We start from the raw sequence: 23,337 nt of genomic DNA, 5'->3' as shown, positions 1-23,337 counted from the left end.
GGGGGCAACTGGAATGATTGTAGAAGAAATTATGAATCAAAATGTAGTTACACTACATCCAAACGATACAATCGAAACAGCAATCCGAACGATTCGCACGAAAGGAATTCGGCACATTCCAATTGTCGATCAAAATAATCACGTCGTAGGCATTATTTCTGATCGGGATGTAAGAGATGCAAGTCCGTCTATTCTAGATGAACAAGTTTCACTCGATATGCTACAGCAACCGCTTGAACTTATTATGAAACATCCTGTAATGACTTGCCACCCTCTCGATTTCGTTGAGGAAATTGCTACTTTATTTTTTGAAAATAAAATTGGCTGTCTTCCTGTTACAAAAGCTGGGAAGTTAGTTGGAATAATCTCAGAATCTACAGTACTGCACACGTTAGTAAAATTAACAGGAGCACATCAACCGAGTTCACAAATTGAAATTCAAGTAAAAAATGAACCTGGTATTCTTGGAAAAGTCGTTGCTATTTTTAGTGATTTACAAATAAATATCGTGAGCGTTCTCGTCTACCCAGCAAAAGATGAGAATGATAAAGTACTTGTTTTCCGCATTCAAACGATGAATCCTCTAAAAGTGATTGATGCACTTGAAGCAGAAGGCTATCGCGTATTATGGCCGAACATCATGGGGATGCAAGCATGAGTAGCGCGTTTATTTATTCGGATGACTTTCGGGGCTATTCATTTAGCCCTGATCATCCTTTTAACCAACTGCGCGTCACACTTACGTATGATTTATTACAAAAGGGTGGTTTCATCTCTCCCTCTCAAATCATCTCACCACGGATGGCTACAGATGAAGAGATTGCCTACGTTCATACAGAGGAGTACATAAATGCGGTAAAACGTGCTGGAGAAGGAAAGTTAGAAAAATCAATTGCGATGACATATGGACTAGGAACAGAAGATACACCGATGTTCCCAAATATGCACGAAGCAAGCGCATTGCTCGTTGGCGGTACGTTAACAGCTGTCGATGCTGTTCTTTCCGGAAAAGTAAAACACGCACTTAACTTAGGTGGAGGCTTACATCACGGCTTCCGTGGCAAGGCATCTGGTTTTTGTATTTATAACGATAGCTCCATCGCAATGAAGTATATTCAGAAGAAATACGGTTTACGCGTCTTATATATTGATACAGACGCTCATCACGGTGATGGCGTGCAGTGGTCGTTTTATGATGATTCTAACGTATGCACCATTTCATTACATGAAACTGGTCGCTATTTATTCCCTGGAACTGGCGCTGTAAACGAACGTGGACAAGGTAATGGTTATAGTTATTCTTTTAACGTTCCACTGGATGCTTTTACAGAAGATGAATCCTTTCTAAAATCATATCGAACAGTTGTAAAAGAAGTTGCAGCGTACTTTAAACCGGATATTATTTTAACGCAAAATGGTGCCGACGCACATTACTACGACCCACTTACACACCTTTGTGCAACCATGAATATTTACCGCGAAATACCGAAGCTCGCTCGTGAAATTGCTAATGAATATTGCGACGGTCGCTGGATCGCTGTCGGCGGCGGTGGCTATGACCATTGGCGCGTCGTACCAAGAGCTTGGGCACTTATTTGGCTCGAAATGAACAACATCCAAAACATCTCGGGTTATCTCCCTCCAGAATGGATTGACGCTTGGAAAGGACAAGCCGAAACAGAACTTCCCCTCACATGGGAAGATCCAGACAACATGTATAAACCTATCCCCCGTAAACCAGAAATTGAAGAAAAGAATGCATTAACTGTAGCGAAATCCCTTGAAATCATTCGGAATAATATGACAAAATCTTTGTACTAAACGAAAAGGAGGCTCGTTTTTGAATAGCCTCCTTTTATTTATTGTCGACTACTGTCGGTAAGTCGATATGTTTCGAGTTGCGCCGATATATTTTATTTAATAATTAACCGGTCCAACTTTTATGAAAAAAGGACGTGATATTATGTGGACACAACAAATGATCCCCACAAAACGCGGCACATTTGAACTCTTTACAAAAGGAAATGGCGAACCGCTTTGTATTACACATCACTATTCACAATTTAATGAAACTGGTGATTACTTTGCAGATGTTTTCACTGCTACGCATCGTGTATTTCTCATTAATTTACGAGATGCTGGTAGCTCTGTAACCACCCAGTCAGAAAACGAATTAAGTATGATTGAAACGGTTCACGATTTAGAAGCAATACGGGAAGCTTTACAACTCCCAACATGGCATTTCACTGGTCATTCAACAGGTGGTATGCTTGGACTTTTATATGCGATTACATATCCAAATTCCTTACAATCATTAGTCGTAGCAGGCGCTGCAGCAAGTAACTATACCGAAACACCATTTTGTATTTATCATCCAGAACATTCACAGTTTCATTATATGCAAGAGCTCATCGAAAACTTAAAAAGCCCTCACCTTACAAGTGAAGAACGGAAAGAACTATCTACTAAGAGAACAAAATTATCATTGTATAAACCAGAAAACTACAACTCTTATTTTTGTAAACCAATCAAAAAAACAATGTCCGTTAGCCGGATGAATGCTTTCGCCAATGAATATCCTTCATTTGATTTAAGGGAGTATTTACCTTCTATAAAAACAAAAACACTAATTATGTGTGGAAGACACGATGTGCAGTGTCCTATTCAATATTCCATCGAGATACATGAGGGTATATGCGATTCTACTTTTGTGACATTTGAGGAGAGCAACCATTATCCTTTTTTAGAAGAAGCTGCTCAGTTTACTTCTACTACTCAAATATTTTATAAATCATTGCAACAAGGAACTCTAAAATAGCATATTAAGGTCGCAAGTTAATTTTCCAACAAAAACCTCACAGCCTCTATAAGACTATGAGGTTTTTCAAAAGAAATATTTCACACTAGTAACAACCAAAAGAAGAACAGAAAAAATCATTAAACCTAAATCAATAAATACTGACTTTTTATCTCCTTCTTTTAAACTTATCATAAAACTAGAAATTATTTTAATTGCAAAAAAGACCATCATAAATAACCAACCCAAATGATCATTCGTAGAATCTTCATCATAAAACATTTGTATTGCACCAATAATTAATAAGATAAGTACAATATTAGTTCCAATCTTTAAAACCTTGTTTGATTTATTATCTTTTAATGTATCCCCCAAAATGTAGCACGCCCTCTCACACTCTCCTATGTTTTATCTCTCTTTATATTTTAACATAAATTACCTATTATCCCCTTTTGATCACATACAAAAAAACCTGCCAAAACTTTGACAGGTTCCCTACACATTAAAACGATAACCAGCTCCCCATACTGTTTCAATATATTGCGGGTGGGCAGGATCTCTTTCAATTTTTTCACGTAGCTTTCTAATGTGGACGACAACAGTGGCTAAATCACCAGCGGAATCTAATCCCCAAATGCGTTCAAATAACTGTTCTTTATTTAATACTTGGTTTGGATGTGTGACAAAGAATGTTAATAAATCAAATTCCTTCGTTGTAAATGCCACTTCTTCATTGTTTATAAAAACTTTCCTCGCTCGTTGATCGATAGAAATTCCGTGAATGTATAGCGTATCACGTTGCTTACTTACATTTCCTGATAATCTTTCATAACGAGCAATATGCGCTTTTACTCTTGCGACTAATTCGCTTGGGCTAAACGGTTTCGTTATATAATCATCCGCTCCTAATCCGAGCCCGCGAATTTTATCTATATCTTCTTTTTTTGCTGAAACAAGTAGAATCGGAATATCTTTTACAGCACGTATTTGTTTACAAATTTCGAATCCGTTCATTTTCGGAAGCATAATATCTAAAATAATTAAATCATAGTCTTCTTGCAGGGCTATTTGTAAACCTGTTTCTCCTGAATGCTCTACATCAACTTGGAAATCATTAATTTCTAAATAATCTCGCTGTAATTCTGCAATACTTACTTCATCTTCTATTAGTAAAATTCTTTTCAATTTACTCACCACATTCCTCTACTTTTTCCAATGAGAAGAAAATGCTTGTGCCTTTACCAAGCTCGCTTTCCGCCCAAATTTCCCCGCCATGTTCTTCAACAATTTGCTTCGCTATTGCTAAACCAAGTCCACTTCCACCTGTGCTAGAATTTCGCGATTGTTCTGCACGATAAAAACGTTCAAAGATATACGGTAGCGTATCAGATTCTATACCTGATCCATTGTCTATCACCTTCACAATAACTTTATTGTTATCACTCGATACTGTTACGGTAATTTTCTTCTCTTCTTTATCCATGTACTTCACACTATTATGAATTAAATTTGATATAACTCTATTTATCTTTTCGCAATCAGCCGTTACATATAATGGCGATGAATGTAATTGTAAGTTAATTTCTATACCTTCTTCACTTAAATCCATCTGCATCTCTTCTATTAATTCTTGCATAAACGTATTTAATTCAACTGTCTCAAATTGGAATGGAACTCGATTTAAATCGAGCTTCGAAAACAAAAAGAGTTCATCAATGAGTGTGTCCATATGTTTTGCCTTCGTATGAATTGTCGTTAAATACTTATCCATTTTTTCTGGCGTATTTGCTACCCCGTCCTTTATTCCTTCTACATATCCGATAATAGATGTAATCGGTGTTTTTAAATCATGCGATATGTTTGAAATAAGTTCTTTTCGATTTTCTTCATACTGCGTTTGTACTTCAATCGATTCCTTTAACTTCTTCCTCATTTCCTCAAATCCTTGATTTAATTGACCTATTTCATCGTGCGATGTAACTGGCATTTGAAAATCTAAATTTCCTTCTTTAATTTTCTCCGTTGCACCTTTCAATACAAAAATTGGTTTTATTACACTTCTTGAAACAAGATAACTTAATAAACCAATGAGTAAAATGGCTAATAGTAAAAGCGATACGAATAAGATTGGAAATAATTTTTGTGTAAGATCTACAAATGAACTTTGCTTTTTTAGTACAAATATACTCCCTTCTTCTTTCTCTGGAAAATAAAAATCAAACTTTACATATCGATAAAATGTCTCGCCTAGTTCCGTTGTACCACGACTATTAATATTTGCCGCTTCAAATTTCGGAAGGGCTTCTGTTAAAGTCGAACTTTCAAATCCCTTATTAGCATAAGAAATGTTTTCTCCCTTTCTTACAATTATTTTCACACCTTCTTTTTCAATTGATGAAACGAACGATTTATCTAATAATTGAGATTGATGTTGCTTTGCCGCTAATTTTAATTCAAGATAGGCATTTTCTTCTTCTGGTGTAAGCGGCTTTTGAATGTAAGAACTTTTATAGAAATTTTTCACTGCTTCCAAATCACCTGTTATTGAAAAAACAATTAAAAATCCCGCGACTAATATGAGCGTAATAGAAACGAGAATTACAGCAATATAAGAAAATAAAAACCTTGTTTTAATAGACATATGTTACATCCTCACTTTACCCATCCTTCATATTCATAAGCATAAAAATATATGTTCAAATACTCAAGCGATTTTATAGTAATTTTAGCGTCAGTTTATAAAAATTTAATGTTCCTATTTTACAGTTGAAATTAGGAGGTTGAAATTCCATGTTCAAAAAAACATTCAGTATGATATGTTGCGTAATTTTTTTACAAGGATGCTCGCAAGAACAAGAAGTCAAAAAGGAGATGACAAACATGGAGACTGCACTACTAGCAGCTACTGAAAAAAATGAAACGAATACTGTTATATCTTTACTAAAACAAGGTGCAAATATAAATGCGACGGATAATCAAGGACGTACCCCTCTTATGATTGCTACATACAAAAATGATGTAAAAACCGCAAAAGCACTTATCGAAGCTGGTGCTGACGTAAATATCCAAGATGACATGAAAAACAATCCCTTTCTATACGCCGGTGCGGAAGGTTACTTAGACATTTTAAAGCTAACAATTAATGCTGGTGCAGATCCTACGATTACAAATCGTTACGGCGGAACAGCTCTTATCCCAGCCTCAGAACATGGCTATATTGACGTTATAAAAGAACTCCTCACTCGAACAAATATTGATGTAAATCATGTAAATAACCTAGGATGGACAGCTTTAATGGAAGCCATCGTACTAAGTAACGGAAACGAAACACAGCAACAAGTCATTCGCCTTCTTATTGAGCACGGTGCAGATGTAAATATTCCAGATAATGATGGTGTTGCCCCGTTAGAGCATGCTCGCGCTCATAATTTTGCAGAGATAGAGAAGATTTTGTTAGAAGGGAATAAGTAAAAAGCTTATCTTTGCCTTCCTCCCCCATCCTATGCTACATTTAAGCCGTTACATCAATATTAATAGGGTGGGAATACATATGAATAAACCTAAAATTGGGATGATTGGACTTGGTAGCATTGCGCAAAAGGCCTATCTTCCAACACTTACAAAAGAAACAGATTGGAACTTTGTCGGGGCGTTTACACCTAACGGAGAGAAAAGAAAACAAGTTTGCCAGCAATACCGAATTCAAGACTTTCATTCTATTGAAACGTTAGCTTCGGAATGTGATGCAATCTTCGTTCATAGTTCAACTGCATCGCATTATGAAATCGTTTCTGAGCTTTTGAAAAAAGGAATCGACGTTTATGTTGATAAGCCGTTAGCAGCTACTGTGGAACAAGCTGAGCAACTAGTCGAGTTGAGCGAGAAGTATAACCGAAAATTAATGGTCGGATTTAATCGCAGATTCGTTCCTATGTATGTTGCTGCCAAAGAACAGGCTCATGATATTTCATGGATTCGAATTGAAAAGCATCGCACAAATAAAGTCGGGCCATATACGTACGACTTCACTATGTTAGATGATTATTTACACATTGTAGATACTGCTCGCTGGTTCGCTAATGATGACCTTAACGTCGTTCACAATATGATGCAAATCAATGAAAAGAATGAACTTCTTTACGGACATCATACATATACAACTCCAAGTGGACTGTTACTTTCTACTGCAATGCATCGCCATGCCGGTACAAATTTAGAACAAATTGAACTTGTAACGCCAGGGAAAATCATTCGCGTAAAAAATATGAATACATTTGAAATTGAACAGGAAAACTCAGTTTCACAAAGCGGTTCTCCATCATGGGATACGACGTTAAAACAACGTGGTTTTGAAGATGCTGTTCATCATTTTATTGAATGTGTACACGGAGATACAAAGCCTGTTGTAGATGGATTAGAAGGATTAAAAACGCAGCAAATGCTACAATCTTTACTAGATGATGTAAACAAAAATTAAAACGGATACATTTTTCAGAATTTACTTTCATTCCCATTTCCCCTTTATTTCTCTCGTAAATTTCTATAAAATATGTTGATAGGAATTATAAATTTCATAATGAATCGTGGAAAGGATGGGATTGACACATGTGGAACGAGTTTAAAAAGTTCGCTTTCAAAGGGAATGTCGTTGATTTAGCTGTCGGGGTTGTAATCGGTGCTGCATTCGGTAAAATCGTTAGTTCTTTAGTAAAAGACATTATTACACCATTACTTGGTATGGTATTAGGTGGCGTTAACTTTACAGATTTGCACTTTGGATACGGTAAATCAGCTGTTATGTATGGTAACTTCATCCAAACAATTTTTGATTTCTTAATTATCGCAGCTTCTATCTTTATGTTTATTAAAGTTTTCAACAAACTAACATCTAAAAAAGAAGACGAAAAAGAGGAAGAAATTCCAGAACCAACAAAAGAAGAAGTTCTTCTTGGCGAAATTCGCGACTTATTAAAACAACAAAATTCTTCTAAAGATAGAGCATAATTGAACGGATAAAAAGGCATGTCCCTCGGGACATGCCTTTTCTATATGCTATAACGTTTCCGAATTCATATGAATAAATAAAATAATACCAGCAACCATAAGTACCATAATGCTACCTGCAAATAGTGTAATACCAATAAACATTAAACTTTTGCTCATATCTACTGATACACTTTCAATAAAAATAGAAATTACATACGTGATAAGGGCAATTCCTGCAAGAATACTTCCTGGAACAAATCGCTTTAAACCATTTTGTTTTAACGTCATATATGCAAAAATAGCAGTCATACAAAGCGTAATTATCCAAAGAACGATCATCTCTTTTCCCCCCTCACAAGCCTTTTCTTTCTATTATACATGACATTGCCCTATAATAGTTATTTTTACACTTATGTGACATATAACAAGGAATCATACAATCTATAGAGAACTCTTCCAGGTAAGCTATATACTAGGGAGGATTTCAATTGGAAGATGATATTGTAGGATATTTTAAACAAGTAGAGCGATTTGATTATATTACAATCGACTTAGACAAAATTTTTTTTTACATGGAAGTTGTACAAATAGAAACAAATGTAACTTTGCTAAAAATATCACTTAACTTAAAAAAAAGATAAAACGATTGTAGATGGAAAAGCAAAGCACTATGATTCTTCTAGGCTAGAGCATTTAATAAAAAATTTTAAACGCACTGCACAAACATGCCTTGAACATAATTTACGAAGCGCTGAAGAACTTTTTGCATTTTGGAAAAGAAATTGACCACTAGAAAAATATGGATACCCCTCATATAAATTGATATAATTACCATATACAAATATTCTTTGTAAGGGAGTGTTCATAATGATTTGGATTTCACTAATCGTATTAGCTTATTTCATCATTCTCGTCCCAATACAGTACAACTACATTAAAATACTCAAAGAAAAACAGAAAAAAATGAGTGTCTCACAAAACGAACTATATGACAACATGTCTTATGAAGAATCCCAAGTGCATTACCATTATCAAAGTAACGTATTTACAATACCTGCTTCGCTTGTCGCAAGTATTATTTATAAGGTGAAACATGCAGCATAATATGTACGCTGTAAAATTATTGTTTGAGTCTGTTCCTTCTGGTGAGCCTCATCCTATGAAAATGGATGAGCATTATGAAGAGAATCACGATACACTTTTTGAAGAAAGTATTATTCTTGTTAAAGCAAACAGTTTAGAAGAAGCTCATGAACTAGGTGAAAAGATAGCTATACAATCGGAGCACACATACGATAATATGTATGATGAGCAAATCACATGGACGTTCCGAAAAGTGTTACATGTATTTGAATTAGACGATACGCCATTTGAAACTGGAAAAGAATTGTACGCAAAATTTTTACACGTTAAGAAAAATGAAACTGTAGATACAGTAATTGAAAAATATTATCCTGAATATGAATAAAAGCTCACAGCAATCGCTGTGAGCTTTTTTATACTTATTTCGTTGAATCTCTAAATTGGATACGGTGAGGTAAGATAACAGTGTGATCTTCCACTTTTTCTTTGTTCATATACTTTGTTAATAGACGCATTGCTACTGCACCGATATCATACATCGGTTGTACAACTGTTGAAAGCTGCGGACGAACCATTAATGCAAGGCGTGTATTATCGAAACCAAGTACTTCTACGTCAGTTGGTACGTTTAATCCAGCATCTTGTGCTGCATGGATTACACCTAGTGCCATTTCATCAGAAGACACGAAGATTGCTGTTGGCTTTTCATCATTGCTCCAAAGCTTTTCGAATGCTTCGATACCTGAGTCATATGTGTAATCTCCATCGATTACAAGATTTTCATCATATGAAATACCTTCTTCTTCTAAAGCTTTTTTATAACCTTGTAACTTCTTCGCGCTTCCCGCTTTATCAATGAATGGACCAGAGACGAAACCGATACGCTTATGTCCTTGCTCGATAAAGTGCTTCATTGCATCGTAAGCTGCTTGTGTATAATCAATATTTACTGATGGCGTTTCATTTTGCTCATCAAATGACGCTGCTAATACAATTGGTACTGGAGATTTTTTAAATTCTTCAATGTGAATGTCTGTAATATCTTCACCCATGAAAACAATTCCGTCCACTTGTTTTCCAAGCATCGTATTTAATAGATGGAACTCTTTCTCTTTGTTTTGATCAGAGTTACTTAAAATGATGTTATATTTGTACATTGTTGCGATATCTTCAATTCCACGTGCAAGTTCTGCATAAAACGTATTTGAGATATCAGGAATAATAACACCTACCGTAGTTGTCTTCTTACTTGCTAGTCCACGTGCTACCGCATTTGGACGGTATCCTAAACGATCAATTGCTTCTAATACTTTCTTTCTTGTTGTAGGCTTTACATTTGGGTTACCGTTCACAACGCGTGATACGGTAGCCATTGAAACGTTCGCTTCGCGCGCTACATCATAGATTGTTACGTTCATCTCATCGCACACTCCTTCTATTTTTGTTATCTATTTTTATGTATCGGTTACTTGAATGAAAAAAAGACATCAACTCTATTTGCAGATGCCACCAATCGTCCCGAGTTCTTCCTTTTACTAATGATACGATATAAACGCAGGCTCATACAATATTTTCCCGCAAAAGTTTCGAAAAAATTCGCTTCTTTTCTCGTATTTTCGTATTTTTTATGAAAAAAGGGCATTTTTTGTAAAAAAATAGATATTTCCTAAGTAGAAATCTTATTTTAAGCAGTACGATAGTAAATGAAATTTATATCGGCGATTTTTCGAATATATGAACCGTAACTCGAAATATATCGGCGATTTCCCAAATATATCGACCACAACTCTAATTATATCAGCGATTTTTTTAATATACCAACTTCCCAACAAAAATCGACAATGACAGTCGCTATACAGCTGTCCCAAAATGCCTTTTTGGAACAGCTCATTAAAAGTTTTTATAATTTACTTCCAAATGATTTTAATTCATTCATAAAATCATTGAACTGCGGGATATTCATTTGCTGCGCCGCATCTGATAAAGCTACAGCTGGATTTGGATGTACTTCAGCCATAATTGCGTTTGCACCAATTGCCATCGCTGCTTTTGCAGTTAGTAAGAGAAGGTCACGTCTCTCTGTAGAATGCGTTACATCAAAAACGACAGGTAAATGTGTCTCTTTCTTTAAAATCGGTACAGCGGAAATATCAAGCGTATTACGCGTTGCTCTTTCATTGCTTCAACAACTTGACGTACTTGTTCATAACTTTCCACTGCACACGGTCCCATAATAAAATGCTAATTTCCGTTACCAATTTTTTCACCATTAATTTCAACAATCGTATCTTCTGTTTTTTTCTTACAAGAAACAAGTAGTGCTTTACGATGATCCTCTTCTTGTAACTTTAAACCAACTTGAAAAATTTGTTTGAAAATATGTTATAAAGTCGAAGTTTCAAATGGACCATTATTATTCTCTGCAATTAAATCCAGTATATTTCTTTCACGTACAGGATCAAAACGTTTCACACCTTATACTTCTTTTAAATTACCAACTTCTTGTACGAGACGACCTCTTTCGTTTAGTAACTCTAATATTTGTAAATTAAGTTGATCAATTTCAGAACGTAAACGACCTAATTGTTGTGATGCCATAAGAAAGCCATCTCTTTCAAATCCCTATATATTACTTTTTTTAAGATAACTTATTATAGTTGATACATATACGATTGTCACACGATATACAGCAATGAATTACCATCAAAAAACCTTTTATATTTTCATTTAAAATAAAAAAAGACAGTTTACATACTGTCTTTTTTACAAGAAGGAAACAAACGGTTTATCACTGTTTTTCTCTTTTATAATAACGGCCTCAATTTTACTCTCGGACTTGATCTGTAATTGTACTTTCGCATCTTTAGGCAATTTGTCTAACATACCTTGAGCAGCCAATTGGGTAAGAGCCATTAATTCTGTTTTACCGTTATATTTAATAACAATATTCATATTTAATGTATCCATTTGATCTTTCTTATAAGAAACTTTTGCATTGACTGGAATAAAATCTCCATTAGAAAAACCTTTTATTTCCTTAGCAAAGTTATTTATTTTTGTATTATCTTCTCCATGTGCTTGTGTAAATTCATCAGAAGGATATGAATACGACTTTTCATCAATTGTACTCCAATTTCCAAGGTTCATATCATTCTTTTGAACAGTAGCACTAGCAATATACGTACCATTTTTTAAAGAACTTGTACTTTCTTGCTTAAAGATAGCAAACGTAATTGGAGATTTGTTATATTTATCATTTTTGTTAATAGCTTCAATAAGTTGTTTAGCAACTTCAGACCCTTTAGACATAGCTTCTTCATTCGATACACTTGAAGACATAGCTAAGCCAATCATAACACCAGATAAACTTAATTCATTTGAATTCTGTTTTCCAAAATAGTCTTGTTCTATAATATTCGTCAAAACTGGCGCTTCTACTTTCGCAACTAGTTCATCAACTAGTTTCTCTGGAATATACTGATTTAATTGCAGTACGTGACTCTCTGTATCAAATTGCTGCGTTGCAATATTTATTAAACCATTTTCATACTCTGCTAAATCTAATTTAGAATTTGTTTTTATATTAGCTGTATTAATAACCTTTTGTTCTTTTAAAGGAATAACAGTTCTATAATAATCTTTAGAAACAGCAGTTCTCGGAATCATACTTTTTTCTTTTGTATCTTTTTGTATAACTTCATCCTTCTTACTAATCGTATTACTATTGTTACTACAAGCTCCCAGTAATAAACTTACGACTGCGAAGGATAATGCCATTTTCTTCATTACTTAAAACCTACTTTCAACAATCTAGTTATTTAGTTTGAACTATTAATAGTGTACCACTAAATATATTTCAACAAAAACAAAAAAAAAGAAGCAAGCACCTTTAGCTTGCTTCTTTTTACTTTATATTCTCTTCTAAAGCATCTTTTTTAATATTCCAATGAGATGTATTCCATACTACCATCCCATCTTTTATGTATAACACTTGCGGGGATTCATGTCTAATACTGTATTGTTCTGCAACACGATTTGACACATCTCTTGCATCTTGTACGTATAAGTAATACGCTGGCACTTCTCTTTCTTCACTGCAATACGCTTGAAATTCTGTGTATGCACCGTGACTAATCGGGCATGTCGTACTATGTTTAAAAAGAACATACGGCTCATTCTTTTCTACTAAGACTTCAAGCTCTTCAATTGTTTCAAGCTTTGTCATATTCATCACGATTCACCTCTCATACGAAATCTAGAGCGCTTCTCTTTCTTTTCAGCGTTTTTCTCAATTCTTTCTAATTTACGCTCTTCTTTTTCAACCTTCTTCTCTTGTCTCGACGCACGGTAATGATTGTATACTTCAATCGCCGCACTGCTCCACTGTACAACTTGCGCTACTTTATCAGCGTTATTTTCAATTTCGTCCGTTACAGAGTCTGATACATTACGAAGCTTCGTATTTAAGGATTGGATTGTCGTTCCAATCCCATCTACACCCGCTACCACTTTATTTAATGACTGTGACTTCTGTTGAATATCATCAGCTAACGCATTCGTTTTATGTAATAATTGCTCTGTCTCTACGCTAATTCCTTGCATTTGTTTTTCTAAACCTTCTAACGTGCTTGCAACGTTTTCTAACGTCTTCTGAACCGATAACAACGTTCTGCATACATACACTACTAATACTGCGAAAGCAACCGCGATAATAGCCGCACTTACATATAAAAGAACTTGCATTTCATCACTTCCTTTATCTTTTTCATACTTTCCCCTATTATACAATCATTTTCCGTTTCATTCTAATCCCTATCTCATCATTAGAATTTTCATACTTATTCGTTAACTGTAACATAAATCATTCAACAAATTCCACTAAGTAGGTTACAATAGGAGAGGATACATAATTAGTAGGGAGGCTTTACATATGAAAGATCCACGTATTGAAAAGTTAGCATACAATTTAATTAACTACTCTATCCGCTTACAAAAAGGTGAAAAAGTATTAATTGAAAACTTTGGCTTACAAAAAGAACTTGTAACTGCACTTGTAAAAGAAGCATATGCAGCTGGTGGTTTCCCATTCGTCTCTTTAAAAGATCATCAAGTAGATCGCTCTTTATTAATGGGTGCTACTGAAGAACATTTCGAACAAATCGCTGCATATGAAGCAAGCGTAATGAAAGACATGGACGCTTATATCGGTCTTCGCTCTGGCGATAATATTAATGAACAGGCTGACGTTCCAAGTGAGCGCATGAAAGTTCATGGCCAAACAGTTGGGAAAAAAGTTCATAGAGATATTCGCGTTCCAAAAACACGTTGGGTTGTTCTTCGCTACCCAAATGCTTCTATGGCACAGCTTGCTAAAATGAGCACAGAAGCTTTCGAAGACTTCTACTTCGAAGTTTGTAACTTAGACTACGGTAAAATGGATAAGGCGATGGATAGCCTTGTTACATTAATGAATAAAACAGATAAAGTTCGTTTAACTGGTCCTGGAACTGACTTAACATTCTCTATTAAAGACATTCCAGCAATTAAATGCTCAGGTCATTTAAACATTCCAGATGGTGAAGTATACTCTGCACCAGTTCGTGACTCTGTTAACGGTACAGTTTCTTACAACACACCATCTCCTTACAACGGTTATACATTTGAAAATGTACAACTTAAGTTCGAGAACGGTCAAATCGTTGAAGCAACTGCAAACGATTCAGAACGCATTAATAAAATCTTCGATACAGACGAAGGCGCACGCTACGTTGGTGAATTCGCAATCGGCGTAAACCCATACATCTTACATCCAATGGGAGACATCCTATTCGATGAAAAAATCGATGGCAGCTTCCACTTCACTCCTGGACAAGCTTACGACGATGCATGGAATGGTAACAACTCAAACATCCACTGGGATTTAGTATGCATCCAACGCCCTGAATACGGCGGCGGTGAAATTTACTTCGACGACGTACTAATCCGTAAAGACGGACGCTTCGTTGTACCTGAATTAGAAGCTTTAAACCCAGAGAACTTAAAATAATAAAAAACGCTCGGAATTATATCCGAGCGTTTTTTATTATCCTCACCCTATATTGATCTACTGTTCTTACTTTTTGTTTGCTGAAAATGAAAATAATATAAAAGCGCCACTGCGATAGTACCTATTAATATTGGTTCATATAAGGGCAGATCCCATTTCATATATACTCTAGTGCAGATAGCAAACACAAGCAAAATTTCCAAACAAAACAAAGGTTTTACATATTTCATTTCTTACCTACCATTTCTATTTTCACATGTGGATTTTCTTTCTCGATAAGCGCCAAAAATTCATTCATATCTTGCGGCATCGCAACCATATGTACTTTATATGCATTCGTCGTAATTTCAAGATACTTTCCAACTTGACGAACAACTCTTATATCTTTTAATACAACATCATCATTTAGAATACCGTACTTTAATACGCCATTTTCTACTTTATGTTTTTTAATAAATACTTCCCAAACGAGTGGTACATTTACAATGAAGCATAAACCCATCCCAATCAACGCTGACATCCAATGCGCTTTATTAGTGAAAAGCATGACAATTGGATATATACACATAAAAGCTAACGTAAGACAAACGAAAATGACTACTGACTTACTTCTTTGAATTGGAAAGTTCATACCTACACCCCCTAATCCAAATTATACCACTATTTCCATTTTGGTTCATAGAAAAAGGCCATTTCTAGATGACCTTTTTCACAATGTACCTATAAAATTTCTTATCTACCTGTAACACTGGAAAGTTTTTCGGCAACTCATCTATACTCACACTTTGAAAACCATTCTTTTCATAAAAGCGATGTGCCGCTAAAAATTTTACTGTTGTTCCTAAATAAATATCTTTCAACTTTTTATCCTCAGCCCATGAAATTGCTGTTTGAAGCAACATATATGACGCGCCACATTCTTTTCCACGAAACTCTTTTTGTACGAACATTTTTCTTAGCGCTACTTGATGATTCTCAATATCTAATAAAGCTACTGTTCCAACTACTTTCCCATCATAAAGTGCTACCCAAAAGTTTCCGTGATCCTTTTGATAGAATGTTTCTATTTCAAGTAAATCAGGTTGCTCTTCTTTCGTAATGGGAACATTATACTCTTTTTGCTGAATATGAACGATAAGATCTACTACTTCCTCTTGAAACGCACTTTCATACGGAATAATACGAATCTTCTCGTTCATCGAATATCTTTCCATTCTGAAGCTAATAAACTATATACAGCGATATCATGAAAATGATCATATAACCATTCTTCATCTCTTAAAATACCATCTAATTTAAACCCTAAACGCTCTGGAATAGCGCGGCTTTTCACATTTTCAACACCGCATCTAATTTCCATTTTATTTAATTTTAAATTCTCAAATGCATAGTGAAGCACAGCCTTTACGCTACGTGTCATAACGCCTTTTCCTCCAGCATCTTCTGCAAGGTAATACCCAAGACTCGCCGCTCTCTTCCCCCAGCTCACTGGATGAATACCTACCATCCCAACGAGCTTTCCTTTGTAACGTATACCACTTTCAAAACCGTCTCCCTCTGCAAATTTCTTTAACCACATCGGAAAAATCTCATCATAAGCATCAGCAGATTTTGTCCCATCTACCCAAGGAAGCCATTTTCGTAAATGATTACGGTTTTGGTCTATTAATTGATATAATTCTTCTTTATGATGTTTTTCTAGTAATTGTAGTTCGATTTCGTCATCTACTCGGAGTGTGAACATGTTTTTTAGTCCCCTTTTTATTTTTCTTATTATTCTAACATTTTTAGATGTAAAAAGTTAAATATTAACACTTTCTTTTGATTTTCTTTGTATAAAACCAGAAGAATACAATACTCCCGTAATAACTAATATCATTCCTACAGATTGTGCAGATGTTATATTGACTCCTTCAATAAAAGAAATAAGTATTGTAACAACAGGCACTAGATTAAAAAATAAAGATGTCCTTGCTGCCCCAATTTGAGCAATTCCATTATTCCACCATAAGTAACCAAGCACACTCATTCCAATTGCCATAAAGAGAATCGCTCCCCATGCCAACCAAGGAATTTCTAAAACTGGTACTATACTTTTTTGTGTAGAAGATATGATAATAAAGGCAAGTGCACCAATAGTCATCGTATATGTCGTCGTTTGTATTGGATTACCAGTTTTAATAAACCTTCTGCCTAGCACGCCGTATAACACCCAGCAAATATTCCCTAATAAAATATAAAAATCCCCTTTTGAAAATGATAAATGTTGTAGTATTGTAAACGAACCTTGTGTAAGTACAAAAACAACGCCAATTAGTGCAAGTAACATTCCAATTGCTTGGCGCTTCACAATTTTCTCTCGTAAAATGACACTTGCTAACAGCGTCGTAACGAGAGGATTTGTCGCCATAATAAGTGCACCATTAACAGCTTCTGTATATTTCATTCCTAAAAAGAAAAAGAAGTTAAAGCCGAATACACCAACAATACCTAGCAAAAGATAATAGGTCCTATTCTGCATCCATACTTCCAAATCAAAATCTTTTCGTATTTTTAACAAACATAACATCACAAATGCAGCAATCCCAAAACGCCATGCTGCTATATGAATTGCTTCGAAATACTGCACCGCATATTTCGAAGCATTAAATGTCCCACCAGTAAATATCGCAAAACCTAATAACTGCGTATATACTTTATTTTTCATTGCCGGCCTCCAAGTCTTTTTCTTCTAGAAAACCGTAATAAATTTCTAACTTCTCCTCCGTTAGCTGAACAACTTTTTGCAATTGTTCCTGCTGTTCTTTTAATCGCTCCAAGTGAGTTGTTAAAATGGAAATTCTCTTTTTTACTTTCGCTGGTACTTCCTCTTTCTTCTGCCTAATTTCCTCTATAATGCACCCATCACTTGCAAACTCAGCCATCTCTTCTAATGACATCCCAGTTTGTTTTAATGAATATAAAAATTTTAATAAACGTACATCGCCTTCTGTATATTGACGAATACCGCTATTTCGCGTTGGTGGTGGTAATAAACCTAATTTCTCATAGTAGCGCAAAGTGTGAATGCTCATCCCTGTTAATTCTGCTACTTCGCCGATTTTATACATGTTCTCTCCCCCTTGTTTTTACATTTTCATCTTACAACCTAGAGTTAGCTCTAGGTCAATACATAAATAAAGTGAAACTTTAATCAGTGGGGGTCTTATTGCACGTTAATGCGGGATAAAAGTTGAACACAACAAAAAAAGACGCACAGCCACAGCTATGCGTCTTTTCTATTATTTCTCTGCAACTTGAACTTCTTTTACGTAAGCTGCTTCGAATTTTTGGATGTCACCTGCGCCCATGAAAATTAGAACGCCGTTTTTATGTTTCTTTAATACATCCGTTGTTGTATCTGTAATTAGTTCTGCACCATCAATACGCTTTTGCAGATCTTCAATTGTTAATTCACCTTTGTTTTCGCGTGCTGATCCGAAAATATCACATAAGTATACTTGATCAGCTTTGCTTAAGCTTTCAGCGAACTCATCTAAGAACTTTTCTGTACGTGAGAATGTATGCGGCTGGAATACAGCGACAACTTCACGCTCTGGATGTTTTTGACGAGCTGCTTCAATCGTTGCATTAATTTCTGTCGGATGGTGTGCGTAGTCATCGATAATAACTTGCTCTCCCATCGGCTTTTCATTAAAGCGACGTTTTACGCCTTCAAAAGTTGTTAATTGATGTTTTACTGCTTCTACATCAACGTTTTCATAATGGCAAAGTGCGATTACTGCTAACGCATTTAATACGCTGTGATTGCCGTATCCTGTAATTTTGAACGTGTCATAGTACGTATTACGAACGAATACATCGAATATCGTGCCATCTGTTCTCTTTTGGATGTTACGTGCTTGGAAATCATTATCTTCTCCAAATCCATAGAAAATAACAGGTACTTTCGCTTGAATTTTTTGAAGTTCTTCATCATCTCCACATGCAATAATGCCTTTTTTCACTTGCAATGCCATCTCTTGGAATGCACTGAATACATCATTGATGTCTGCAAAATAATCTGGATGATCAAAATCAATATTCGTCATAATTGCATAGTCTGGATTGTAAGACAAGAAATGACGACGATACTCACAAGCTTCAAATACAAAATACTTACTATTTTCTACCCCATGCCCTGTTCCATCTCCAATAAGGTAAGATGTAGGATGTGCACCTTGCATTACATGGGCTAACAAACCTGTTGTTGATGTCTTTCCGTGTGCACCAGTTACAGCAACACTTGTGTATTGGCTCATAAGGTCACCTAAGAAGTGATGGTAACGATGTACTGGGATGTTCAATTCTTTTGCTGCTACGATTTCTTCATGCGTATCAGGAAATGCATTTCCTGCAATAATCACTTGTCCTTCTTCTACATTATTCTTATCAAAAGGAAGGATCGAGATACTACGCTTTTCTAACGCTGTTTGTGTAAAGAAACGCTTTTCATAATCAGACCCTTGAACAGTATGCTTCATATCATGAAGAATTTGCGCTAATGAACTCATTCCTGTTCCTTTAATTCCTACAAAATGGTAAACTGTCATCTTAAAGAACCTCCAACATTTCGAACTAATACAACGGCCTATCTATAAGACAGTATATGAATCTTTTCTTATTTTGGTAATCATCATACATTTTTGATGTAGTGAGGTTATTCTTTCCCTTCACTTATCAGGATAAACTCGTACGTACTTCTTTATATGTCCATAACAAGTCCATTATAGCAAAAAAGAAGCCGCTATACTATGATAACAGAAAAACTGATAGGGTCAATCACCTATCAGTTTTCCTCTCTTTTACATATCTTCTCTTTTTTCTAATTGAACACGCTCTAAACGTGGGTTTGGACGATATTTACGACCAGCTTTTGCTTCTGGTTTCCCATTTAATTCTACATTATCACCAGTAAAGCCAATATTCATTTTTAACAAGCTACTCCCTACCCCATATATGTCAACAGGTACCTTTTGAGCTTCAAATTCACGAATACGCTTTTCATCAAATCCACCAGTTACAACGATGTCTACATGCTGGAATCCTTCTTCATCAAGCGCCTTGCGAAGTGCAAATACAAGAGATGGATTTACACCACGTGGATCAAATGTTCCAAGTACTTCTGGGTGGCGAATAAAGTATTGATCAATCATTGTGCGAGACGTATCTACACGCACACCTTTTAATGTTGATCCAAATTCACGCGCTACACGAAGTGCATCTGTAATAACATCATTATTGTAATCAATTAGTACAACTAATTCATCTTCTGGAAATTTCTTATGATATGCTTTTGCCGCTTCTACAACATCACCATTAAACATTTGAATTAATGCGTGAGGCATTGTTCCCATACCACTTCTGCCCCACCATTCATTCATTGCATGCGTCGCTTGTGCGCTCATACCTCCGATGTATGCTGCATAACCGTCACCAGCTTGTTGTGTATAATGATCGTCACGATCTCCCATGAAAATAACTGGTTTTTCTTTATCTACACTACGCGCAGCTTGGACAACATTATATACGTTTGTTGCAACCGATGTACGACGAGCTAAAATCCCATCAATAACACCTTCTAAAAATCCGAAATTCTCATAAGGACCATGAATTGTTAACACTGTTTCAAATGGACTAATTTTATCGCCATCTTTTAAAGAGTTAATTTCAAGTTCCTCAGGATTTTTAGCGAATGTTTGTAGCAATGCAATTACTTCATCTGTTCCGCAAAGAACTGCATTTTCTTTTTGGAAAAATTGCATCGTTACAACACTTTTCGGGCGAAATTCTTCAATAATTTCTCTAGTTTTTAAAAAGTAAACGGCGGAGAACCAACCTTCTCCAACTCGTTCGTCAAATTTAAATGTTTTATTTGTTAGTCGATTTATTTCACCTTTTAATTTTAATTCAATTTCTTTCATGTCGCTTTACTCCCTACTTTACTATCCAACATTTTCTATTAGTATACAGCAAAACCGTGGACTATACATTCGTTTCCTGCATAGCAGCGAATTCATCCTCAGAAATAAGGACATCTCTTGGCTTCGTCCCTCTTGCTTCAGAAATAATTCCTTGCGATTGCATCTCCTCAATGAGACGTGCCGCGCGATTATAACCGATGCGGAATTTTCGCTGTACAGAAGATGTGGACGCTCCCCCTTGTTCTACAACAAATTGACATGCTTCAAAGAACAATTCGTCTTCCGACTCAGCCTGTTCTGTTTTCGCTAATAAATCCTCTTGCTTAAATAAGTAATTCGGCTTCATTTGCTTTCTCACATGATCAACTGTCTTTTCGATCTCATCATCCGATACATATACACCTTGTACACGAACTGGCTTAGATGTACCGTTCCCTAAAAATAACATATCACCACGGCCAAGTAATTTCTCCGCGCCTCCAATATCAATAATCGTACGCGAATCAACTTGAGATGATACAGTAAACGCAATACGCGTTGGAATGTTTGACTTAATTAAACCTGTAATAACATCTACAGATGGACGCTGCGTCGCTACTAATAAATGAATACCACAAGCACGTGCTTTTTGCGCAATACGACAAATCGCTTCCTCAACATCACCAGGTGCTACCATCATTAAGTCGGCTAACTCGTCAATGACAATAACGATATAAGGTAATGTTTCTCCTGGAATTTCTCGCTCACTTACAATCGTATTGTAACGAGTTAAATCACGAGCACCAGCGTGCGCAAACAATTCATAACGGCGTTCCATCTCTTCGACTGCCCACTTTAAAGCCGCTGTCGCTGCTTTTACATCCGTAATAACAGGTGCTACAAGATGTGGAACAGAATTGTATGGTGCAAGCTCAACCATCTTCGGATCAATTAACATTAACTTCACTTCATGCGGTTTCGCTTTATATAAAATACTCGTTAAAATCGCGTTAATACACACACTTTTACCTGAACCCGTTGCACCCGCAATAAGTCCGTGCGGCATTTTTCGAATATCTGTTACAATTGGATCACCTGAAATATCAAGTCCAAGCGCAACAGTAAGCGGTGATTCACTCTTTGTGAATACAGGACTTCTTAAAATTTCACGAAGAAATACTGGCTTACTTTCTTTATTTGGAACCTCAATTCCAATCGCACTCTTCCCTGGAATCGGCGCTTCAATACGAATATCTTTCGCAGCTAAACTTAACTTAATATCATCACTTAAATTGGTAATTTTATTTACTTTCACGCCTGGGTCTGGTTGCACTTCAAAACGAGTTACTGCTGGCCCTTGCGATACATTAATAACATGTGCTCCAACATGAAAATTATTAAACGTTGTATCTAATAATTCTTTTTGCTCATCTAACCATTCTGTATTATCTAGCGCTGATTGCTGCGGAATCGACAACAGCGCTAATGGCGGAACAGTGTATGTCGGTGGTGTGTGCAATACATTTCGCATATCGTTCTCTCTTTGATTTACAACATATGCTTTCTCTTGTACTTCCGTACTTGAAATTGGCTTTTGTACTTGCTCTTCCACTACTTGCTGCACTGGGCGTTCTTCCATTTGTGGCTCTGCTACTACTTGCTGCACTGATTGCTCTTCTACTTGTGATTCTACTACCACCTGCTGCATTGGTTGTTCTTCCACTTGTGATTCTACTACCACCTGCTGCATTGGTTGTTCTTCCACTTGTGATTCTACTACCACCTGCTGCATTGGTGCATTGGTTGTTCTTCCACTTGTGGTTCTGCTACCACCTGCTGCATTGGTTGTTCTTCCACTTGTGGTTCTGCTACCACCTGCTGCATTGGTCCACTTGTGGTTCTGCTACTACTTGCTGCATTGGTTGTTCTTCCACTTGTGGTTCTGCTACTACTTGTTGCATTGGTTGTTCTTCCACTTGTGGTTCTGCTACTACTTGTTGCACTGGTCTATTCTCTACTCGTACATTAACAGAATGCTGCATTGCATTTGCCCTAGCTGCATGTCTTTCCATTAATCGTGTTCTATCTTGTTTCAACATAACAACATTAAATGGTACATGACGCTTTTTCTCACGTTTTGGTTCTTCTTTTTTTACAACTGGTTGTTCTTCTGCGACCGGCGCTTCTTCTACAACTCGTTGTTCTTCTGCGACTGGCGCTTCTTCTACAACTCGTTTATTTTCTTCTGTTTCTGCAAGTAAAACATTCGCAAAGCTTTGAACGTCGTTCTTTGTCTGTTCATCAGCCTCAGCTACATGTATGAATTCACTCTTTTGTTCAATCGCTTCATCTTCTTGCTGAATTTCCTCAAGTGCTACAAATGTCTCTACTACAGGTGCTTTTATTTCTGCAATCACTTCTACTTCTTCTGACTCTTCCGTTTCCGCAATTACTTCTACTTCCTCTAGCTCTTCTGCTTCTGC

General features: G+C 36.1%; 25 protein-coding genes and 3 pseudogenes. 10 read left to right on the top strand and 18 right to left on the bottom strand.

Annotation, left to right across the window (positions count from 1 at the left end; all coding sequences use genetic code 11):
• Positions 1–13 precede the first annotated feature (13 nt).
• The 3 genes from DN403_RS22965 to DN403_RS22955 all read left to right on the top strand — a co-directional run bounded on the left by DN403_RS22965 (position 14) and on the right by DN403_RS22955 (position 2,818).
• Positions 14–658 carry an acetoin utilization AcuB family protein gene (locus DN403_RS22965; protein WP_000634583.1) on the top strand — a complete coding sequence of 215 codons (645 nt, stop codon included), beginning with the start codon at positions 14–16 and terminating at the stop codon, positions 656–658.
• Positions 655–1,821: an acetoin utilization protein AcuC gene (gene acuC / locus DN403_RS22960; RefSeq protein ID WP_017763659.1), complete on the top strand. Its 1,167-nt coding sequence runs from the start codon at positions 655–657 to the stop codon at positions 1,819–1,821. The genes DN403_RS22965 and acuC overlap by 4 nt, the downstream gene beginning before the upstream one ends.
• A gap of 121 nt (positions 1,822–1,942) precedes the next feature.
• Positions 1,943–2,818: an alpha/beta fold hydrolase gene (locus DN403_RS22955; protein ID WP_133963689.1), complete on the top strand. Its 876-nt coding sequence runs from the start codon at positions 1,943–1,945 to the stop codon at positions 2,816–2,818.
• A 66-nt stretch (positions 2,819–2,884) separates the two neighbouring features.
• Here DN403_RS22955 and DN403_RS22950 read toward each other — a convergent pair whose 3' ends face one another.
• The 3 genes from DN403_RS22950 to DN403_RS22940 all read right to left on the bottom strand — a co-directional run bounded on the left by DN403_RS22950 (position 2,885) and on the right by DN403_RS22940 (position 5,438).
• Positions 2,885–3,172: a hypothetical protein gene (locus DN403_RS22950; protein ID WP_000502927.1), complete on the bottom strand. Its 288-nt coding sequence runs from the start codon at positions 3,170–3,172 to the stop codon at positions 2,885–2,887.
• A 120-nt stretch (positions 3,173–3,292) separates the two neighbouring features.
• Complete coding sequence (locus DN403_RS22945) at positions 3,293–3,982, bottom strand: response regulator transcription factor (protein WP_003280338.1); 690 nt, start codon at positions 3,980–3,982, stop codon at positions 3,293–3,295.
• Position 3,983: 1 nt separating this feature from the next.
• The gene (locus DN403_RS22940; protein WP_000023861.1) at positions 3,984–5,438 is read right to left on the bottom strand and encodes a HAMP domain-containing sensor histidine kinase; all 1,455 of its coding nucleotides are present in this window, start codon (positions 5,436–5,438) and stop codon (positions 3,984–3,986) included.
• 149 nt (positions 5,439–5,587) lie between these two features.
• On the opposite strand from DN403_RS22940, the gene DN403_RS22935 reads away from it, so the two are divergent.
• From DN403_RS22935 to mscL, 3 genes are all read left to right on the top strand, one after another.
• Positions 5,588–6,268 (top strand): ankyrin repeat domain-containing protein, encoded by a 681-nt coding sequence (locus tag DN403_RS22935; protein WP_017763662.1) that lies wholly within the window; start codon positions 5,588–5,590, stop codon positions 6,266–6,268.
• Positions 6,269–6,347: 79 nt separating this feature from the next.
• Positions 6,348–7,274, top strand: coding sequence for a Gfo/Idh/MocA family protein (locus DN403_RS22930; protein ID WP_001039713.1), 927 nt, complete (start codon positions 6,348–6,350; stop codon positions 7,272–7,274).
• Between the two features lie 128 nt (positions 7,275–7,402).
• The gene (mscL, locus tag DN403_RS22925) at positions 7,403–7,801 is read left to right on the top strand and encodes a large conductance mechanosensitive channel protein MscL (RefSeq protein WP_000267015.1); all 399 of its coding nucleotides are present in this window, start codon (positions 7,403–7,405) and stop codon (positions 7,799–7,801) included.
• A gap of 48 nt (positions 7,802–7,849) precedes the next feature.
• Here the strand turns inward: mscL and DN403_RS22920 are convergent, their stop codons facing one another.
• Positions 7,850–8,122 (bottom strand): DUF3917 domain-containing protein, encoded by a 273-nt coding sequence (locus DN403_RS22920; protein WP_000636586.1) that lies wholly within the window; start codon positions 8,120–8,122, stop codon positions 7,850–7,852.
• Positions 8,123–8,271: 149 nt separating this feature from the next.
• Between DN403_RS22920 and dhp61 the strand changes: the two are divergent.
• From dhp61 to DN403_RS22905, 3 genes and pseudogenes are all read left to right on the top strand, one after another.
• Positions 8,272–8,569 (top strand): annotated as a pseudogene (gene dhp61, locus DN403_RS22915) (protein Dhp61).
• An 81-nt stretch (positions 8,570–8,650) separates the two neighbouring features.
• Positions 8,651–8,887 (top strand): DUF3949 domain-containing protein, encoded by a 237-nt coding sequence (locus DN403_RS22910; RefSeq protein WP_000637885.1) that lies wholly within the window; start codon positions 8,651–8,653, stop codon positions 8,885–8,887.
• A 1-nt stretch (position 8,888) separates the two neighbouring features.
• A complete protein-coding gene (locus DN403_RS22905; RefSeq protein ID WP_003280329.1) occupies positions 8,889–9,251 on the top strand; it encodes a DUF4288 domain-containing protein in 363 nt (120 codons plus the stop codon).
• 34 nt (positions 9,252–9,285) lie between these two features.
• On the opposite strand, the gene ccpA is transcribed toward DN403_RS22905, so the two are convergent.
• The 5 genes and pseudogenes from ccpA to DN403_RS22870 all read right to left on the bottom strand — a co-directional run bounded on the left by ccpA (position 9,286) and on the right by DN403_RS22870 (position 13,609).
• Complete coding sequence (gene ccpA / locus DN403_RS22900) at positions 9,286–10,284, bottom strand: catabolite control protein A (protein WP_001103303.1); 999 nt, start codon at positions 10,282–10,284, stop codon at positions 9,286–9,288.
• 482 nt (positions 10,285–10,766) lie between these two features.
• Positions 10,767–11,464, bottom strand: a pseudogene (gene aroA / locus DN403_RS32370) (chorismate mutase).
• 165 nt (positions 11,465–11,629) lie between these two features.
• Complete coding sequence (locus DN403_RS22880) at positions 11,630–12,652, bottom strand: CamS family sex pheromone protein (RefSeq protein ID WP_000738027.1); 1,023 nt, start codon at positions 12,650–12,652, stop codon at positions 11,630–11,632.
• A 118-nt stretch (positions 12,653–12,770) separates the two neighbouring features.
• Positions 12,771–13,097, bottom strand: coding sequence for a bacillithiol system redox-active protein YtxJ (ytxJ, locus tag DN403_RS22875; protein ID WP_001057469.1), 327 nt, complete (start codon positions 13,095–13,097; stop codon positions 12,771–12,773).
• The gene (locus DN403_RS22870; protein WP_001197721.1) at positions 13,097–13,609 is read right to left on the bottom strand and encodes a DUF948 domain-containing protein; all 513 of its coding nucleotides are present in this window, start codon (positions 13,607–13,609) and stop codon (positions 13,097–13,099) included. The genes ytxJ and DN403_RS22870 overlap by 1 nt, the downstream gene beginning before the upstream one ends.
• A 187-nt stretch (positions 13,610–13,796) precedes the next feature.
• On the opposite strand from DN403_RS22870, the gene DN403_RS22865 reads away from it, so the two are divergent.
• A complete protein-coding gene (locus DN403_RS22865) occupies positions 13,797–14,912 on the top strand; it encodes an aminopeptidase (RefSeq protein ID WP_000654729.1) in 1,116 nt (371 codons plus the stop codon).
• Positions 14,913–14,959: 47 nt separating this feature from the next.
• Here the strand turns inward: DN403_RS22865 and DN403_RS31860 are convergent, their stop codons facing one another.
• The 9 genes and pseudogenes from DN403_RS31860 to DN403_RS31855 all read right to left on the bottom strand — a co-directional run.
• Complete coding sequence (locus DN403_RS31860; RefSeq protein WP_023523191.1) at positions 14,960–15,142, bottom strand: hypothetical protein; 183 nt, start codon at positions 15,140–15,142, stop codon at positions 14,960–14,962.
• A complete protein-coding gene (locus tag DN403_RS22855; protein ID WP_001010622.1) occupies positions 15,139–15,543 on the bottom strand; it encodes a PH domain-containing protein in 405 nt (134 codons plus the stop codon). Before DN403_RS22855 ends, DN403_RS31860 begins: the two co-directional genes overlap by 4 nt.
• Positions 15,544–15,607: 64 nt before the next feature.
• Positions 15,608–16,111: a GNAT family N-acetyltransferase gene (locus tag DN403_RS22850; RefSeq protein ID WP_001003135.1), complete on the bottom strand. Its 504-nt coding sequence runs from the start codon at positions 16,109–16,111 to the stop codon at positions 15,608–15,610.
• Positions 16,108–16,656: a GNAT family N-acetyltransferase gene (locus DN403_RS22845; RefSeq protein WP_000494654.1), complete on the bottom strand. Its 549-nt coding sequence runs from the start codon at positions 16,654–16,656 to the stop codon at positions 16,108–16,110. Before DN403_RS22845 ends, DN403_RS22850 begins: the two co-directional genes overlap by 4 nt.
• 57 nt (positions 16,657–16,713) lie before the next feature.
• Positions 16,714–17,619, bottom strand: a complete 906-nt coding sequence (locus tag DN403_RS22840) for a DMT family transporter (protein WP_149185763.1) — start codon at positions 17,617–17,619, stop codon at positions 16,714–16,716.
• Positions 17,609–18,022: a MerR family transcriptional regulator gene (locus DN403_RS22835; RefSeq protein ID WP_000276609.1), complete on the bottom strand. Its 414-nt coding sequence runs from the start codon at positions 18,020–18,022 to the stop codon at positions 17,609–17,611. Before DN403_RS22835 ends, DN403_RS22840 begins: the two co-directional genes overlap by 11 nt.
• Positions 18,023–18,193: 171 nt before the next feature.
• Positions 18,194–19,504, bottom strand: a complete 1,311-nt coding sequence (murC, locus tag DN403_RS22830) for a UDP-N-acetylmuramate--L-alanine ligase (protein ID WP_000219469.1) — start codon at positions 19,502–19,504, stop codon at positions 18,194–18,196.
• A 252-nt stretch (positions 19,505–19,756) separates the two neighbouring features.
• Positions 19,757–20,875 carry a nicotinate phosphoribosyltransferase gene (locus tag DN403_RS22825; protein WP_000658372.1) on the bottom strand — a complete coding sequence of 373 codons (1,119 nt, stop codon included), beginning with the start codon at positions 20,873–20,875 and terminating at the stop codon, positions 19,757–19,759.
• Between the two features lie 61 nt (positions 20,876–20,936).
• Positions 20,937–23,337, bottom strand: a pseudogene (locus tag DN403_RS31855) (DNA translocase FtsK); the annotation flags it as partial.

It is taken from the genome of Bacillus sp. AY2-1, assembly GCF_008368965.1.
Classification (GTDB): Bacteria; Bacillota; Bacilli; order Bacillales; family Bacillaceae_G; genus Bacillus_A; species Bacillus_A thuringiensis_S.
This window is presented reverse-complemented; position numbering and strand designations above follow the sequence as displayed.

What these genes read in the sequence shown, in the direction of transcription:
- DN403_RS22965 (WP_000634583.1), top strand. Translation starts at nt 14, where the DNA reads ATGATTGTAGAAGAAATTATGAATCAAAATGTAGTTACACTACATCCA.
- acuC (WP_017763659.1), top strand. Translation starts at nt 655, where the DNA reads ATGAGTAGCGCGTTTATTTATTCGGATGACTTTCGGGGCTATTCATTT.
- DN403_RS22955 (WP_133963689.1), top strand. Translation starts at nt 1,943, where the DNA reads ATGAAAAAAGGACGTGATATTATGTGGACACAACAAATGATCCCCACA.
- DN403_RS22940 (WP_000023861.1), bottom strand. Translation starts at nt 5,438, where the DNA reads ATGTCTATTAAAACAAGGTTTTTATTTTCTTATATTGCTGTAATTCTC.
- DN403_RS22935 (WP_017763662.1), top strand. Translation starts at nt 5,588, where the DNA reads ATGTTCAAAAAAACATTCAGTATGATATGTTGCGTAATTTTTTTACAA.
- DN403_RS22930 (WP_001039713.1), top strand. Translation starts at nt 6,348, where the DNA reads ATGAATAAACCTAAAATTGGGATGATTGGACTTGGTAGCATTGCGCAA.
- mscL (WP_000267015.1), top strand. Translation starts at nt 7,403, where the DNA reads ATGTGGAACGAGTTTAAAAAGTTCGCTTTCAAAGGGAATGTCGTTGAT.
- DN403_RS22920 (WP_000636586.1), bottom strand. Translation starts at nt 8,122, where the DNA reads ATGATCGTTCTTTGGATAATTACGCTTTGTATGACTGCTATTTTTGCA.
- DN403_RS22910 (WP_000637885.1), top strand. Translation starts at nt 8,651, where the DNA reads ATGATTTGGATTTCACTAATCGTATTAGCTTATTTCATCATTCTCGTC.
- DN403_RS22905 (WP_003280329.1), top strand. Translation starts at nt 8,889, where the DNA reads ATGTACGCTGTAAAATTATTGTTTGAGTCTGTTCCTTCTGGTGAGCCT.
- ccpA (WP_001103303.1), bottom strand. Translation starts at nt 10,284, where the DNA reads ATGAACGTAACAATCTATGATGTAGCGCGCGAAGCGAACGTTTCAATG.
- DN403_RS22880 (WP_000738027.1), bottom strand. Translation starts at nt 12,652, where the DNA reads ATGAAGAAAATGGCATTATCCTTCGCAGTCGTAAGTTTATTACTGGGA.
- ytxJ (WP_001057469.1), bottom strand. Translation starts at nt 13,097, where the DNA reads ATGAATATGACAAAGCTTGAAACAATTGAAGAGCTTGAAGTCTTAGTA.
- DN403_RS22870 (WP_001197721.1), bottom strand. Translation starts at nt 13,609, where the DNA reads ATGCAAGTTCTTTTATATGTAAGTGCGGCTATTATCGCGGTTGCTTTC.
- DN403_RS22865 (WP_000654729.1), top strand. Translation starts at nt 13,797, where the DNA reads ATGAAAGATCCACGTATTGAAAAGTTAGCATACAATTTAATTAACTAC.
- DN403_RS31860 (WP_023523191.1), bottom strand. Translation starts at nt 15,142, where the DNA reads ATGAAATATGTAAAACCTTTGTTTTGTTTGGAAATTTTGCTTGTGTTT.
- DN403_RS22855 (WP_001010622.1), bottom strand. Translation starts at nt 15,543, where the DNA reads ATGAACTTTCCAATTCAAAGAAGTAAGTCAGTAGTCATTTTCGTTTGT.
- DN403_RS22850 (WP_001003135.1), bottom strand. Translation starts at nt 16,111, where the DNA reads ATGAACGAGAAGATTCGTATTATTCCGTATGAAAGTGCGTTTCAAGAG.
- DN403_RS22845 (WP_000494654.1), bottom strand. Translation starts at nt 16,656, where the DNA reads ATGTTCACACTCCGAGTAGATGACGAAATCGAACTACAATTACTAGAA.
- DN403_RS22840 (WP_149185763.1), bottom strand. Translation starts at nt 17,619, where the DNA reads ATGAAAAATAAAGTATATACGCAGTTATTAGGTTTTGCGATATTTACT.
- DN403_RS22835 (WP_000276609.1), bottom strand. Translation starts at nt 18,022, where the DNA reads ATGTATAAAATCGGCGAAGTAGCAGAATTAACAGGGATGAGCATTCAC.
- murC (WP_000219469.1), bottom strand. Translation starts at nt 19,504, where the DNA reads ATGACAGTTTACCATTTTGTAGGAATTAAAGGAACAGGAATGAGTTCA.
- DN403_RS22825 (WP_000658372.1), bottom strand. Translation starts at nt 20,875, where the DNA reads ATGAAAGAAATTGAATTAAAATTAAAAGGTGAAATAAATCGACTAACA.